Raw genomic sequence first — 14,635 nt, 5'->3', positions numbered from 1 at the left:
TGTTTATCGCAGTGTCCCGCAGTGTTTTTCTGTTGAATGGTTTATACTTGCCAGATGGATGAGAATGCCATTTCTTTTGAGGTTCGACGTGCGGCATATAAGGTCCACACGGCATTGGGGCCGGGGCTGCTGGAGGCGGTATATGAGCTCGCATTGGCCTATGAGCTCGAGCAGGTAGGGCTACGGGTTGAGCGACAGGTTGCGTTGCCTTTCGTGTACGGTGGCCAACGCCTGGACGCAGGCTACCGACTGGATTTGCTCATCGAAAAAAGAGTTATTGTCGAATTAAAGTCGGTTGAAGTATTGCTTCCGGTTCATTACAAGCAATTGCTGACTTACCTGAAGCTTTCAGAGTTGAAGCTGGGCCAGCTCATTAATTTCAATGTGGACAGCCTCAAAGAACACATGCACCGCCTCGTGAACGGCCTGTAAGAACAACACTGCGGGACACTGCGCTTAAACACTCCGCGACACTGCGTGAAATCCTACTCCACCAAATCCCACCCCACCCCCTATGTTAGGACTGATGATGGCCGAGCCGCTGCGCGTGGCCACAATTATCGAGCACGCCGCCAAGTGGCATTCGGATACCGAAATTGTGTCGCGGCTGCCCGAGGGCGGCATTCACCGCTACACCTACGCCGCCGCTAACCGCCGCAGCAAGCAGCTGGCCCAGGCCCTCCTGAAACTCAGCACTGAAAACGGCGACCGGGTGGGCACCCTGGCCTGGAACACCCACCGCCATTTTGAGCTGTACTACGGTGTGGCCGGCATCGGCGCGGTGTGCCACACCATCAACCCGCGCCTGTTTCCCGAGCAGCTCGTCTACATCATCAACCACGCCGAGGACCGGTTCCTGTTCTTCGATTTGACCTTTCTGCCGCTGGTGGAACGCCTCGCTGCCGTGTGCCCCACCGTGGAAAAATGGGTGCTGATGGCCGGCCGCGAGCACCTGCCCGCGCAGTCGGCCCTGCCCGGCCTGTGCAGCTACGAGGACCTGCTGGCCGCCGAAACCGGCGACTACGAGTGGCCCACTTTCGACGAAAACACGGCCTGCTCGCTCTGCTACACCTCCGGCACCACCGACCAGCCCAAGGGCGTGCTCTATTCGCACCGCTCCACGGTGCTGCACGCCTACGGCATTTCGCTGCCCGATTCGCTCGGCTGCTCGGCGCTGGATGTGATTATGCCCGTGGTGCCCATGTTCCACGTCAACGCCTGGGGCCTGCCCTACGCCGCCCCGCTCAACGGCTCGAAACTAGTGCTGCCGGGCGCGGGCATGGACAGTGCGAGCCTATATGAGCTGTTTGAGAGCGAGAATGTTACCTTCTCGGCGGGCGTGCCCACCATCTGGCTGGCGCTGCTGCAATTCATGCGCGAAGGCCAGCGCCAGTTCACCACGCTGCGGCGCACGGTGGTGGGCGGCGCCTCCTGCCCGCCGGCCCTGATGAAGGCCTTCGTGGAAGAGCTGAACGTGACCATCACCCACGCCTGGGGCATGACCGAAACCAGTCCCCTGGGCACCGGCAGCCGCCTCAAAGCCACTCAATTGGACCTGAGCTCCACCGAGAAAGCCGCCGTGCTGGCCAAGCAGGGCCGCGTGGTTTTCGGGGTCGATATGAAAATAGTGGGCGACGACGGCCACGAGCTGCCCCACGACGGCGTGGCCTTCGGCGACCTGCTGGTGCGCGGCCCCTGGGTGGTGGCCGACTATTTCCGCAGCGGCACCCCCGGTGAACTCACGTCCGACGGCTGGTTCCGCACCGGCGACGTGGCCACCATCGACCCCGACGGCTTCATGCAAATCACCGACCGCTCGAAGGACGTCATCAAGTCCGGCGGCGAGTGGATTTCCAGCATCGACCTCGAAAACCTGGCCGTGGCGCATCCCGCCGTGGCCGAGGCCGCCGTCATCGGCGTGCACAGCGACCGGTGGAGCGAGCGGCCCCTGCTCATCGTGGTGCGCCGTCCCGGCATGGAGTTATCGGCCGATGAGCTGCTCAATTTCTTCCGGGGCCGCGTGGCCAAGTTCTGCGAGCCCGACGCCGTTGAATTCGTGGACTCGCTGCCGCACACCGCCACGGGCAAGCTGCTCAAAACGCAGCTTCGCAAGGATTTTGCGGGCTATTCGGTGGCGTAATTATGGGCTAAAAGAACGTCATGCTCATCTGGCGTATTTACTACTTTCCCAATTCCTCGGCCCTATCCCGCGCCGCGCCCGCCCCGGCCATCAGGCCCTCGCGCACCGCGCCCGCGCCAAACGCCTGCAAAGCCGCTTCGGTGGTGCCGCCTTTGGAGGCCACTTTGGCAATCCAGTCGGCGCAGCTCAGGCCCGATTGGGAGTATAGCTCCACGGCGCCGCGGAAGGTCTGGCTCACCAGCAGCTCGGCTTCGGCGCCGCTGAAACCCATTTGGGTGGCCGCCGCCATCAGGGCATCCATGCAGTAGTACACGTAGGCCGGGCCGCTGCCGGAAATGGCCGTGCTGGCGTCGATGGCTGATTCTTCCTCCACGTACACCGTTTTGCCGGTGGTCGAGAGCAGGTTTTGGACCTGCACCAGCTCGGCGCGGGTCACGGCGTCGGTGCTGGTGAAGGCCGTCATGCCCATGCCGATTTGGGCGGGCAGGTTGGGCATGGCCCGAATGACTTTGGGCGCGCCCAGGGCCGTACGCAGCGTTTCAATCCGCACGCCGGCCATGATGCTGAGAATGAGCTGGTCGGGCTGAATCAACCCGCGCAGCGTATCGAAAAGGGCCGGTGAGTCCTGCGGCTTCACGGCCAGGATGATGATGCTGGCGCCCGGCACGCACTCGGCCGGCGAGCCCCACACCGTGCCGATTTCATGCGCCGCCAGGGCCGGCACCCGCTCGGGCGAGCGGGCCAGCAGGCGCAAATCGAGCCGCGAGGTGATGTGGGCGCGCACGAAGCTGCGGGCGTAGGTCAGGCCCATGTTGCCGCCGCCGATGATGAGGATTTTCATTGTTGCGAATACTTGCTTAGTACCGCAAGAACGTCATGCAGAGCGCAGCGCAGCATCTTTACCGCTTAACTAAATCCTGTCGATTGGATTACCATTGCGGGAAAGATGCTGCGCTGCGCTCTGCATGACGGCCAATTCTACTGAAATTGCTTCTCCTCACACCTTCAGCACCACGCCCTTTTTATACATCCAGCTGAGAATGCCCAGCCAAATGAGAATCAGCAGCGCGGCCCCCACCAGCGAGGCGTTGCGCGGGTCGGCAAAGTGCGGGGCAATTCCCCATTCGTACAGCCACTCCTTGAAACCCCCGATTTTGCCCCCCGGCAACGCCAGCTTGAACAGCCCGAACGTGCGCGAAAGCAGCGCCGACAGGCAGAACACCAGAATGGCGTTGACACCGTAAATCAGCGCCGGGCGCGTCCAGGCGCGGTAGCCCTGCACATCGCAAATCCAGTACAGCGCGGCCAGCCCCGCCATGGCCAGCCCGCCGGTATAAAGCACATAAGAGCTGCTCCACAGGGCTTTATTGATGGGAAACCACGGCGCCCAGATGAGGCCCAGCAGAATAATGGCCCCGCCGGCCACGAACAGCCAGGCCACTTTGGCGGCTGGTTCGCGGTCCTTGCGGCGCAGCCACTGGGCGGTGAGGCCGCCCAGCAGGCCGGTGGCCAGGGCCGGCAGGGTGCCGAGCAGGCCTTCGGGGTCCCAGGTTTTGCTGGTTTTCCAGAGGTGGGCCTCGCCGAATACCGAGCGGTCGAGCCAGGCGCCGAGGTTGGTGGTGGGCTCCAGGTTGGCGGGACCAAAGCCGGGCACGGGCACCAGCTGCAACAGCACCGCGTAGCCAAGGAGGAAGCCGATAATCAGCCACAGCTGGGTCCGCCAGCTGGTTTTCAGGAAGATGACGCTGCACCCCAGAAATACCAGTGCAATGCGCTGCAACACGCCCATGATGCGCACCGCCGAGAAGTCAAATTTTGGGTACAGCGACAGCAGCAGGCCCAGGCCGAACAGCACGGCCGCCCGCCGCAGCACGCGCAGCAACACCGCGCCCTGCGGCCCGCCCTGGCGTTTGGGGCCGTCCAGCGCATACACTAAACTCACGCCCACGATGAATAGGAAAAACGGGAAAATGAGGTCCGTGGGCGTGCAGCCGTTCCATTCGGCGTGCTCCAGCGGCGGGTAGATGTGGCCCCAGTCGCCGGGGTTGTTCACCAGAATCATGGCCATCACGGTGAGGCCCCGAAACACGTCGAGGCTGATGAGGCGGCCGGGCTGGGAGGCCTCAACCAGCGGCGTGGTGCCGGTGGTTTCCTGGGCAGCTTGGGTGGTGGTGTTCATGGCGCGGGTGGGGAGGGATTTAGTCAAAGAACGTCACGCGGAGCGCAGTCGAAGCATCTTGCGTGCGGAAGTAATTCAATCGCAAGAAAAGGAATAATGGCGGCACGCGAGATACTTCGCTGCGCTCCGCATGACGTTCTTTGGGGTTCGTTCTGTTAACTCAAAACTCCCACCGCACAAAGGCCTCAATGCCTTCATATTCCGGCAGGCCCAGCTCATCATACAGCTTGGCGGTGGTGCGGTTGCGGGCCTCGGCGCGCTGCCAGAACTCGCGCTGGTCGGCGCCGGGGAAGAGGGGCCGGTCTTTCTGGCTTTGGTGCTTGAAGATGGCGCGGCGCTTGCGCGTGAGCTCCTGCGGCGAGAGCGGCACGGCCATCTCAATCTGGTCGACGTCCCATTCCTGCCAGGCGCCGCGGTAGAGCCACACCCAGCAGTCGTCGAGCCACGGCGTGCCGGAGGCTTGCAGGCGGTGAATGGATTCGAAAATAGCCGCCAGGCATACGCGGTGGGTGCCGTGCGGGTCGCTCAGGTCACCGGCAGCGTAAATCTGCTGGGGCTGAATCCGGTTCAGCAGCTCCATGGTGAGGCGGATGTCCTCGTCGCCAAGGGGCTTTTTGCGCACCCGGCCGGTTTCGTAAAAGGGCAGGTTGAGGAAGTGCACATTGGCGTCGGGAATGCCGGCCAGGCGGCAGGCACTCTTGGCCTCGCCGCGCCGGATGAGGCCCTTTATCTCCTGCACTTCCTCGGAATCGACCTGGCCGGGCTGCTTGCTTTTGAGGAAATCGGCCACGCGGTGGTACAGGTTTTCGGTGGGCGCGTTGGTGGGCAGGCGGAAGGTGTGGTCGTAATCGGCCACGAAATCGGCGAAGCGGATGGCCTCGTCATCGAACACCGCGATGTTGCCCGACGTCTGGTAAGCGACGTGCACTTCGTGCCCTTGGTCCACGAGCCGGAGCAGGGTGCCGCCCATCGAAATCACGTCGTCGTCGGGGTGCGGGCTGAAGATGAGCACGCGCTTGGGAAAGGGGCCAGCGCGCTCGGGACGGTAGGCGTCGTCGGCGTTGGGCTTGCCGCCGGGCCAGCCGGTGATGGTGTGCTGCAGCTCGTTGAACACGCGGATGTTGATGTCGTAGGCCGGGCCGGACTGGGCCAGCAGCTCCGAGAGGCCGTTTTCGTTGTAGTCTTCCTCGGTGAGCTTGAGAATGGGTTTCGTGACGGTGCGGGCTAGCCAGGTAATGGCTTTTCGCACCAGCGCGTCGTCGTGCCAGTTGCAGGGCAGGCCCAGCAGCCAGGGCGTTTTGCGCGGGGTGAGCTCGGCTCCGGCGGCTTCGTCCAGCACCACCTGCACGGCGGGGTGGCGCTGCAGGTAAGTGGCGGGCACGGTGTCGGTTACCTCGCCCTCCACCATGCGCTTCACCACGGCGGCCTTGCCTTCGCCCCAGGCCAGCAGCACAATCTGGCGGGCTTCGAGGATGGTGCCCACGCCCATGGTCAGGGCCCGGCGCGGCACGTTTTCCTCGCCGTAAAAGTCCGAAGCCGCATCGGTGCGCGTGACGTGGTCCAGGGTAATCATGCGGGTGCGGGAGGCCGGGCCGGAGCCGGGCTCGTTGAACCCAATGTGCCCGGTGCGCCCAATGCCCAGCAGCTGCAAATCGATGCCCCCGGCCGCCTGAATATCCTCCTCATAGCGCTGGCAAAACGCGGCCACCTGCGCCGTGGGCACGGTGCCGTCGGGAATGTGCACGTTCTCGGGCTTGATGTCGACATGGTCGAACAAATACTCCCGCATGAAGCGCACGTAGCTCTGCAGCGAGTCGGGTGCCATCGGGTAATATTCGTCCAGATTGAAGCTGATGACGTTTTGGAAGCTCAGGCCATCCTCGCGGTGCAGGCGCACCAACTCCTCGTACACGCGGGTGGGCGACGAGCCGGTGGCCAGTCCCAGCACGCAGCTGCGCCCCTCGGCAGCGCGGGTGCGGATGAGGTCGGCCATCTGGGCCGCTACGGCGGCGGAGGCTACTTCGGAATCGGAATAAACGGTGGCGGCGAGGGGCATGGGGAGAGGATGTTTTGGGTAGTCAAATGTACCGGCGCGGCTGGGGGAACCACACTCCCAGCCCCAGAACGTGCCGGCTTCGGGAGCGGGAAGCTGCTAAATCACCGGGTCGGCCGGCGTAGCGGCATTGTTTTCGCGCTCCACGCGGGGGTAGGGGAAGAAATTGCGGTTGCGCTCGGCGCCGGTGGTGCCCGGCGCGGGGCGGCCGAAACGGCGGCTGTCATCGAGCCGGAAGCCTTGAAAAGCCAGCTCAATATAGCGGTTGCGCAGGATTTCCGTCAGGATACCGGCGGCGGTTACGGGGCCGGCGTAGGCGGGCAGGGCTGCGCCGAGAGGGTCGACAGCGGTGGCCACTTTGGTGCGCACGCGGTTCAGCTCAATTACGGCATTGGGCAGGTCGTTTTTGCGGGCGTAGGCTTCGGCCCGAATCAAGAGCATTTCGCCCGGCACGTACACCGGAATGGGCGCGTTGTTGGCCGTGTAGAAGCCGGTGCCCAGGTTCTGGGTGGGCAGGGGGTTGCTGCGAATGAGGAAGAGAATGCGTTGGTCGGCGGGGTCGGGCGTGAGGGCGCCGGTGAGGCCCAGGCTGGCGTTGGTGGGCTCAAACACGTTTTTGTTGCCGAAAGAAGTCTCGAAGAGCGGGTTGCGGGTGTTGTCGTCGAAGTTGAACAGGGAGCGTTTGGTGAGGTCCACGCGGCCGGCGGCGGCCAGAGCTTTGTCGTAGTCGCCGGCCTCGAGGCTGTAGCGGGCGATGAGGGCCTGCAGCGTGTTGGGCAGGTCGAGGCCGGGAACGATTTTGGCGGTGAAATCGGCCGAAACGGGCGTGGCGGCCAGCAGGGTAGCAGCGGCTTCGAGCTGGGCCACGGCATTGCGCAGCACCGTTACGCGGTCAGAAAATGCCGCGTTTTCCTGGGTCACCAGCGGAATCTGCTCGAAATACTGCGCCAGCGTGCCCAGCGCCAGCGCCCGGAAAATGCTGGCATAAGCCACGATGCCGCTGCGGGTGCCAGCTTCCGGGGCGTTGCCCACGTTGGCCAATATCAGGTCGGCATTGGCCCGCACCAGCTGGGCCTGGGTCCAGAGGTTGCGCACCACGCCGTTGCTGTTGGTGAGGTTGCCGGCCCCGAGGCTGACGTTGTATTCCTCGATATTGCCCACGTTGAGTATCGTGAGCTCGCGGGTGCTGAGCCCGCCGGCCGCCACCGTATTATAGAGCACGCTGAGCAGGCCGCCCGCGCTGTAGCGGTATTGCAGGCCGTTGCAGAGCGTGATGAGGCCGTCGGAGGAGGTGACGACCTGGTCCTGGCTGGCGGTGCTGGGGTTCAGGTAGTCCTTGTTGCAGCTGCCCAGCGTCAGAATCGACAGCAGGGCGGCGAGGGTGAATATTTTCTTCATGATGATGATTGCTGGAAGTGGAGGGTAGCGCGGACTTTGTAGTCCGCATCGGAACGGCTCACACGCGGACTACAAAGTCCGCGCTACACTCAAAACGTGGCCGAGAGCTTGACCTGATAGGTGCGCGGAATGGGCACGTTGCCGAAGTCGATGGCGCGCAGCAGGTCCGACGAGCCGCCGGCGCTGGTTTCGGGGTCGAAGCCGTTGTATTTGTCCCACGAATGCAGGTTGCGGCCCACCAGCGTCAGGTTCAGCGCGCTGATGAACTTGGTGAACGTGGGCAGCGTGTAGTTCAACGCCACTTCGCGCAGCTTCACGTAGGAGCCGTCGTCAACCCGGAATTCCTGGGTGTTGTAGATGGCGAAAATGTAGCCGCGCGGCAGCTGGCCGCGCAATTCCTGCTCGGCCAAATCGCCGAGGCCCACGCCCTGGCGGGTGCGCTTGTCGGCGTTGAACACGCTGTTGCCCTGCACGGCATCGAGCAGGAAGTGCAGGGATAGTTTCTTGTAGCTGAGCGTGGTGTTGAAGGAGCCCGTCCACTTCGGGTTGGGGTTGCCGATGATGATGTTGGCGATGGTGGAGCCGGTGCCGTAGCTGGGCTGGCCGTCGCCGCTGCGGGCCGGTGTGAAGCTGGCCGAGCCCACGGCCTGGCCCACCGTGCGCTCGTCCTGCGGGAAGCCCTGGGAGGTGAGCAGCAGCGAGCCGTCGGGGTTGCGGGCGTAGCCCGAGCCGTAGAACACGCCCGCCGGCTGGCCCTCCAGCAGGTACACCGGCGCGCCGGCCGCGTTATCCACCGAAATGGCCTGGATGGCGCCATTCGAGCCGGGCAGGCTCAATACCTTGTTGCGGTTGCGGCTGAAAATGACCGAGATGTCCCAGGTAAAGTCGGCCGTTTTCAGGGGCGTGGCGCTCAGCGACAGTTCCAGGCCCCGGTTTTCCATCGTGCCCACGTTGTTCACAATGGCCGAGCCGCCGGTGCTCGGGGCCAGGTTGCGGCGCACCACCAGGTCGTTAATTTTCTGGTAGTAGAAGGTCGCGCCCAGCGTCAGGCGGTCGCGCAGGAAGCCAAAGTCGGCGCCCCATTCCAGCTCGGCCATGCGCTCAGGCTTTACGGCGGGGTTGGCCAGCTGGGTGCCGGGCACGATGGTGTTTTTGCCCAGGAAGCCCACCGGCAGGAATGGGTAGAACCGTTCGTAGGAATTGATGCCCGTCAGGTTGCCGGCCTCGCCGTAGCTGGCCCGCAGCTTGAGGCTGTTGAAGGCGTTGGCGTAGGCACTGTTCTGCCAGAACGCCAGGTCCGACACCACCAGCGAGCCGCTGATTTTGGGGTACACCTGGTTGGTTTCGGTGCTGGAAAACTTTGAGGACCGGTCGCGCCGCACCGCGCCCGTCAGAAACGCCAGGTTGCGGTAGCCGATGGTGGCCTGCCCGTAGTAGCCGCTCAAATCGAAGCGGTCGACGTTGGCCGCCGACACCACGGTGGTGCTGCTCGCCCCCGACACCGTGGTGATGAACGGCGCCAGATTTTGCCCCTGCGTGGTGGTGTAGTCCTGCTGGCTGTACTGGTAGCTGTAGCCGGCCCGCAGGCCTAGCTTCAGGTTATCATTGAAATTAACCTCGTAGCCCAGGTTCACGTCGGAGTTCAGCTGGAGCACGGCGTTGTTGCCGTTGGCCGCGAAGCCGCCGGGGTAGCGGGCGGCGGGCAGGCCGGCCGTGGCCTGGTAGGGGTAGGGCCGGATGTAGCTCAGGCCCACCTGCGAATACGCATCCACGCCCAGCACGTAATCCACCGAAAAGCCCTTGAACGGCGTCAGGTTCACCTGCACGTCGCTCACGGTGCGGTTCACACTCTGCGTAAATTTCATGTCCTCGATGGTTGAGAGCGGGTTTACGCGGGTGGGCTCCACGGCCAGCAGGTTGCCGGCGGCGTCGCGCTGGGTGATGTCGTAGATGTTGTTGGTGATGTTCACCGAGTTAATCGGGCTGTAGAACACGTTGCCGTTGGCTTTCTCGTTCGAAAAGCTGTTGATGTAGCTCAGCCCCGCCGACACCTTGGCCCACCTGGCCAGGCGCTGGTCGACCCGCGCCCGCAGATTGTAGCGCGTGAAATCGGTGCCCTTGATGATGCCCTGATTCCGGAGGTAGTTGGCCGACACGTAGTATTGCGTGTTCTCCGAGCCGCCCGCGATGGAGGCCCCGTCGTCGGTGCCGTTGCCGGTCCGGAAAATCTGGTCGAAGTAGTTGTAGCGCGGCACGTCCACCAGGTTCGATGCCAGCGCCGTCGTCGCGCCGGCGCGGGTAATGTTGGTGGTAGTCGTGCCGGGGTTGGCCGCAATCTGGGCCGCCGAAATGCCCCCGATGGTATAAAGCCGCAGCCCGGCAAAGCCAAACTGCTTGCCGTACGTATTCACCGGCACCGATTTGCGCAGCTCGTTGATGTTGAAGCTGGTGGACACCGACACGCGGGGCGTCCCGTTCTGCCCGCGTTTGGTGGTGATGAGCACCACGCCGTTGGCCGCCCGCGAGCCGTACTGGGCCGCCGCCGCCGCCCCGTTGATGATGTTGATGCTGGCGATGTCGTTCGGGTTCAGGTCGGCCAGGCGGTTCTGGCCGGCATTGGCCACGCCGATGTCGTTGCTCAGGGCCAGCTGCGAGACGTTGGTGCTGGCGTTGCTCACAATCACGCCGTCAATCACATACAGCGGGTCCGACGAGCCGCTCAGCGAGTGCACGCCGCGCAGCCGCACCGAGAGCGAGCCGGCCGGGTCGCCCGAGTTCTGGGTAATCTGGGCGCCGGGCACCTTGCCCTGCAGGGAATTCAGCAGCCCACCCGAGCCGCTCTGGGCCAAATCCTCGGCCCGCACCGTGCTGATGGCGTTGCCCAGCTCCCGCTTGGGCGCGCTGATGGTGGAGCCCACCACCACCACTTCGTCCAGCTTCTGGCGGGCTTCGGTCAGGGCCACGTCGGTGGTCACGGTTTCATCGGCGCCCAGGGTCAGGGGCCGCGACACGGCCGCGTAGCCAATCAGCGACACGGTGAGCGTGTAGGCGCCGGGGGCCACGGTGGTGGACAGCGCGTAGGCACCGTCGGCCCCGGTGGCCGCCCCGAACGCCGTGCCGTTGAGCAGCACGGTAGCGCCGGGCAGCTCGTGGCCGCCGGCATCGGTCACGCGGCCCTTCAGGGTGTAGCGCTGCGGAGACTGGGCCGCCGCCGGCACCGCCAACAACAAGCACAGCAGCAGTCCGACCCAACGGTGGAGCAGATTGCCTGATTTGTAAGAGTTTCGCATAGTGAAGTGGGTTTGGTGGGGATAAAAGGCATACCACTAATATCAGAAAAACTTTATGTAATTGTGCTTTCCCGGAAAAATAGCCATTTTCTTAAAGTCGACCTTTCATGAGTATTAACTGAATATTTCGCACATTTGAAGCCTTCTTCTTCCTTTTTCTGCATAGGGCATATGCTGCTGCACTGTTTTAATTCCTTCAGCCCCTGATGCTCCCGGCCGAAGCTGGCCCGCGCCGTGCTGGGCATCTGCGGGGCTAATTTCACCGATTCCTATTCGATTTCCCACTAATTCCTGTTCCCATGAAAAAAACCTACTGGCTATTCCTGCTCTTGCTGGGCGTGCTGCTGGCCTCTCCCGGCTGGGCCCAAACTTCCCGCTCAGTCACCGGCATCGTGACTTCCGGCACCGACCAAAGCCCGCTGCCCGGCGTGACCGTGCTGGTGAAGGGCACCACCACCGGCAGCACCACCGGCGCCGACGGCCGCTATTCGGTATCGGCCGCGCCGGGAGCCGTCATCGTGTTCAGCTTCATTGGCTACACCTCGCAGGAGCGCACGGTGGACGCCGCCGGCGCCGTGGATGTGGCCCTGAAAGAAAGCACCACCGGCCTCGATGAAGTGGTGGTGACGGCTTACAACATTGCCCAGGACAAGCGCACGCTCGTGACCTCGGTGCAGGAAGTGAAGAGCAAGGACATCATCGATTCGCGCCAGACCAACCTCGTGAACGCGCTGCAAGGCAAGGTGGCCGGCGTGAACATCACGTCCTCGGGCGGGGCGCCGGGCGAAGGCGCGGCCATCGTTATCCGGGGCGGCACTTCGCTCGATGGCGACAACCAGCCGCTGTTCGTCATCGACGGGATGATAATGGACAACGGCTCGTTTTCGGAGAGCGCCGCGCCGGGTGCGGGCTCGCAGTTCAACGGCCTGCTGGGCCGCTCGGTGGGCTCGGCCAACCGCGCCGGCGACCTCAACCCCGAGGACATTGCCAGCATCACGGTGCTGAAAGGGCCGGCCGCCGCCGCCCTCTACGGCCTGCGTGCCGCCGGTGGCGCGGTGGTGATTACCACCAAAAAAGGCACGGCCGGGCGCACCACGCTCAACGTGCGCAGCCAGGTATCGGTGGATGAAGTGAACCGTCTGCCCAAGATGCAGGACCAGTACGGCCAGGGTTCCAACGGCTTGTTTGATGGCACCACGCGGGTTTCGTTCGGGCCGCGCTTTGCGCCGGGACAGCCGGTGTACGACAACCTGGCCAACTTCTACCGCAAGGGCTACACCTACCAGAACTTCCTGAACATGTCGGGCGGCTCGGACAAGGCCACGTTCTTCGTCTCGGCTTCCAACCTGCAGCAGAGCGGCGTGACGCCCCAGAGCAAGTACGACAAAACCACGGTGCGCCTGTCGGGCACGGCCGAAATCTCGCCCAAACTCAGCGTCAGTGGTTCAGCCCAGTACCTGACTTCGGGTGGCGAGCGGCCTATTCAGGGGCCGGGCCTGTTCGGGTCGTCGGGCGGCTACCTGCTGAGCTTGCTGGACTGGCCGCGCAACGACGACGCCCGCAACTACCTCAACCCCGACGGCACCCGCCGCCGCCTGCTGGCCCTGGGCAACGGCACCGATGCCGACGCCGACAACCCCTATTTCACCGTCGAGAAAAACCCGCAGACCGACCGCACCAACCGCTTCATCGGCAACATCCAGCTGAGTTTCAAGGTGGCCAAATGGCTGACCTTGAGCCACAACATTGGCACCGATTTGTACACCTCGCGCAATACCTCGGTGCGGGCCGTGGGCACCTCGCAGGTGGGCAACCAGAACGGCGGCCTGGCCGAAACCGTGGACCAGTTCCGCCTGATTACGGCCTCCACGCTGGCCACGTTCACCAAGGATTTCGGCCCCAACTTCGGCGGTACGTTCATTTTGGGCAGCACCATTGAGGAAAACAAGGACCAGGCCGTGGACTACATCGGGCTGATTTTCCAGAACCCCGGCTTTGTGGGGCTGAATAATACCGTGAACCGCAGCGCCTTGCAGCGCGATACCAAGCGCCACCTCATCGGCAACTTCGCCCGCCTGAGCATCAGCGCGTTCAACCAGGTATTTGTGGAATTGCAGGGCCGCTACGACCGGTCCTCGACCCTGCCGCGGCCCGACCAGAACAAGATTTACGGCAAGGGCTTCCTCTACGGCTCGGCCGGCATCGGCTATGAGTTCACCAAAGCCCTGGGTCTCGACCAGAGCAACATCCTGAACTATGGCAAGGTGCGCGCCTCGGTGGCCGAGGTGGGCAAGGATACGCAGCCCTACCGCATTCAGGCCGCGCTGGCCCAGAATACCTACATCGGCGGCGGCTTCCGCAACGACTTCTTCGGCTCGAATCCCAACCTAAAGCCCGAGCGCACCCGCACCTACGAAGCCGGGGCCAACCTCCAGTTTCTCAAAAACCGGCTGGGCCTGGATTTCAACTACTATTACTCGCGCACTTCGGACCAGATTATCGCGCCCCGCGTGAGCCAGGCCGCCGGTTTCATCCTCCAATACATCAACGGCGGCGTGGTGACCAACGAAGGCCAGGAAGTTTCGCTCACCGGCTCGCCCGTGCGCGGCAAGGACTTCAGCTGGGACATTATTGCCAACTTTTACCACAACACCAACCGCGTCGAAGAGCTGCCCTACCCGCTCACGGTGGTGTTTCAGTCCGATGCCTTCATCACCGACGTGCACGAGGGCGGCGCCTTTCCGGGCCGGCCCATCACGGGCGTGGGGGCCACCGATTTTGTGCGCGTGACCGACCCCGCCAGCCCCGCTTACGGCCAGGTCATTGTTGACGCCAAAACAGGCTACCCCAGCGTGAACACCAACCTGACCTACGCCGGCGACCGCGCCCCGCGCTTCACCACCCAGCTCACCAACACCTTCACCTACAAAGGCCTGTCGCTGGCCGCGCTGTTTGATTTCCGGGTGGGCGGCAAGGTGATTAACGGCAACGACTGGTACCAGACCGGCGTGGGCACCTCGCCGCGCACCGTGGACCGCTACAAGCAAGTCGTGTTCGACGGCGTGGTGGCCACCAAGGACGCCAGCGGCAACACCGTGTACGCGGCCAATACCCGCCCCGTGGAGCTGACCCAGGCCTACTACACCAGCATTCTGGGCCGGGTGGGCACCGCCTTCATCGAAGATGGCTCGTGGGCCCGCCTGCGCTACGCCACCCTCAGCTACGCCCTGCCCGCCAGCCTGCTGAGTCCCACCAAGTTCATCAAAGGCGTGGAGCTGAGCGTGACCGGCCGCAACCTAATACTGCTGACCAAGTACAGCGGTGCCGACCCCGAAACGGCCGCAGCCGGCGCGGGCGTGCGCGGCGGCGGCTCCAACGGCTTCGACTACGGCAACGTGCCCGCCACCCGCGGCGTGGACATGGCCGTGCGGGTCAATTTCTAACCGATGTGCTGGTCTAAAAAGCACGTCATGCAGAGCGAAGCGAAGCATCTCGCGTGCAGCAGTAATCAATGCTGTTGCAGCGAATGATTTACTTTCTCAGGCGAGATGCTTCGCTTCGCTCTGCATGACGGC

The 14,635-nt window shown here is 63.6% G+C and carries 8 protein-coding genes; 3 read left to right on the top strand and 5 right to left on the bottom strand.

Annotation, left to right across the window (positions count from 1 at the left end; all coding sequences use genetic code 11):
- The first annotated feature begins 54 nt into the window (after nt 1–54).
- Both J4G38_RS14380 and J4G38_RS14375 read left to right on the top strand, forming a co-directional pair.
- Complete coding sequence (locus tag J4G38_RS14380) at nt 55–432, top strand: GxxExxY protein (protein WP_210518519.1); 378 nt, start codon at nt 55–57, stop codon at nt 430–432.
- Between the two features lie 82 nt (nt 433–514).
- Nucleotides 515–2,140: a 3-(methylthio)propionyl-CoA ligase gene (locus J4G38_RS14375; protein WP_210518517.1), complete on the top strand. Its 1,626-nt coding sequence runs from the start codon at nt 515–517 to the stop codon at nt 2,138–2,140.
- 40 nt (nt 2,141–2,180) lie between these two features.
- Here the strand turns inward: J4G38_RS14375 and proC are convergent, their stop codons facing one another.
- From proC to J4G38_RS14350, 5 genes are all read right to left on the bottom strand, one after another.
- Nucleotides 2,181–2,981, bottom strand: a complete 801-nt coding sequence (gene proC / locus J4G38_RS14370; RefSeq protein ID WP_210518515.1) for a pyrroline-5-carboxylate reductase — start codon at nt 2,979–2,981, stop codon at nt 2,181–2,183.
- Nucleotides 2,982–3,137: 156 nt separating this feature from the next.
- Nucleotides 3,138–4,319: an acyltransferase family protein gene (locus J4G38_RS14365; RefSeq protein ID WP_210518513.1), complete on the bottom strand. Its 1,182-nt coding sequence runs from the start codon at nt 4,317–4,319 to the stop codon at nt 3,138–3,140.
- 160 nt (nt 4,320–4,479) lie between these two features.
- Nucleotides 4,480–6,375, bottom strand: coding sequence for a glucosamine-6-phosphate deaminase (nagB, locus tag J4G38_RS14360; protein WP_210518511.1), 1,896 nt, complete (start codon nt 6,373–6,375; stop codon nt 4,480–4,482).
- Between the two features lie 96 nt (nt 6,376–6,471).
- Nucleotides 6,472–7,770, bottom strand: coding sequence for a RagB/SusD family nutrient uptake outer membrane protein (locus J4G38_RS14355; protein ID WP_210518509.1), 1,299 nt, complete (start codon nt 7,768–7,770; stop codon nt 6,472–6,474).
- An 89-nt stretch (nt 7,771–7,859) separates the two neighbouring features.
- Nucleotides 7,860–11,060, bottom strand: coding sequence for a SusC/RagA family TonB-linked outer membrane protein (locus tag J4G38_RS14350; RefSeq protein ID WP_210518507.1), 3,201 nt, complete (start codon nt 11,058–11,060; stop codon nt 7,860–7,862).
- A gap of 299 nt (nt 11,061–11,359) precedes the next feature.
- Here J4G38_RS14350 and J4G38_RS14345 point away from each other — a divergent pair, with 299 nt between their 5' ends.
- Complete coding sequence (locus J4G38_RS14345; RefSeq protein WP_210518505.1) at nt 11,360–14,503, top strand: SusC/RagA family TonB-linked outer membrane protein; 3,144 nt, start codon at nt 11,360–11,362, stop codon at nt 14,501–14,503.
- Nucleotides 14,504–14,635 lie beyond the last annotated feature (132 nt).

It is taken from the genome of Hymenobacter terricola, assembly GCF_017921975.2.
In the GTDB taxonomy this organism is placed as follows: domain Bacteria; phylum Bacteroidota; class Bacteroidia; order Cytophagales; family Hymenobacteraceae; genus Hymenobacter; species Hymenobacter terricola.
This window is presented reverse-complemented; position numbering and strand designations above follow the sequence as displayed.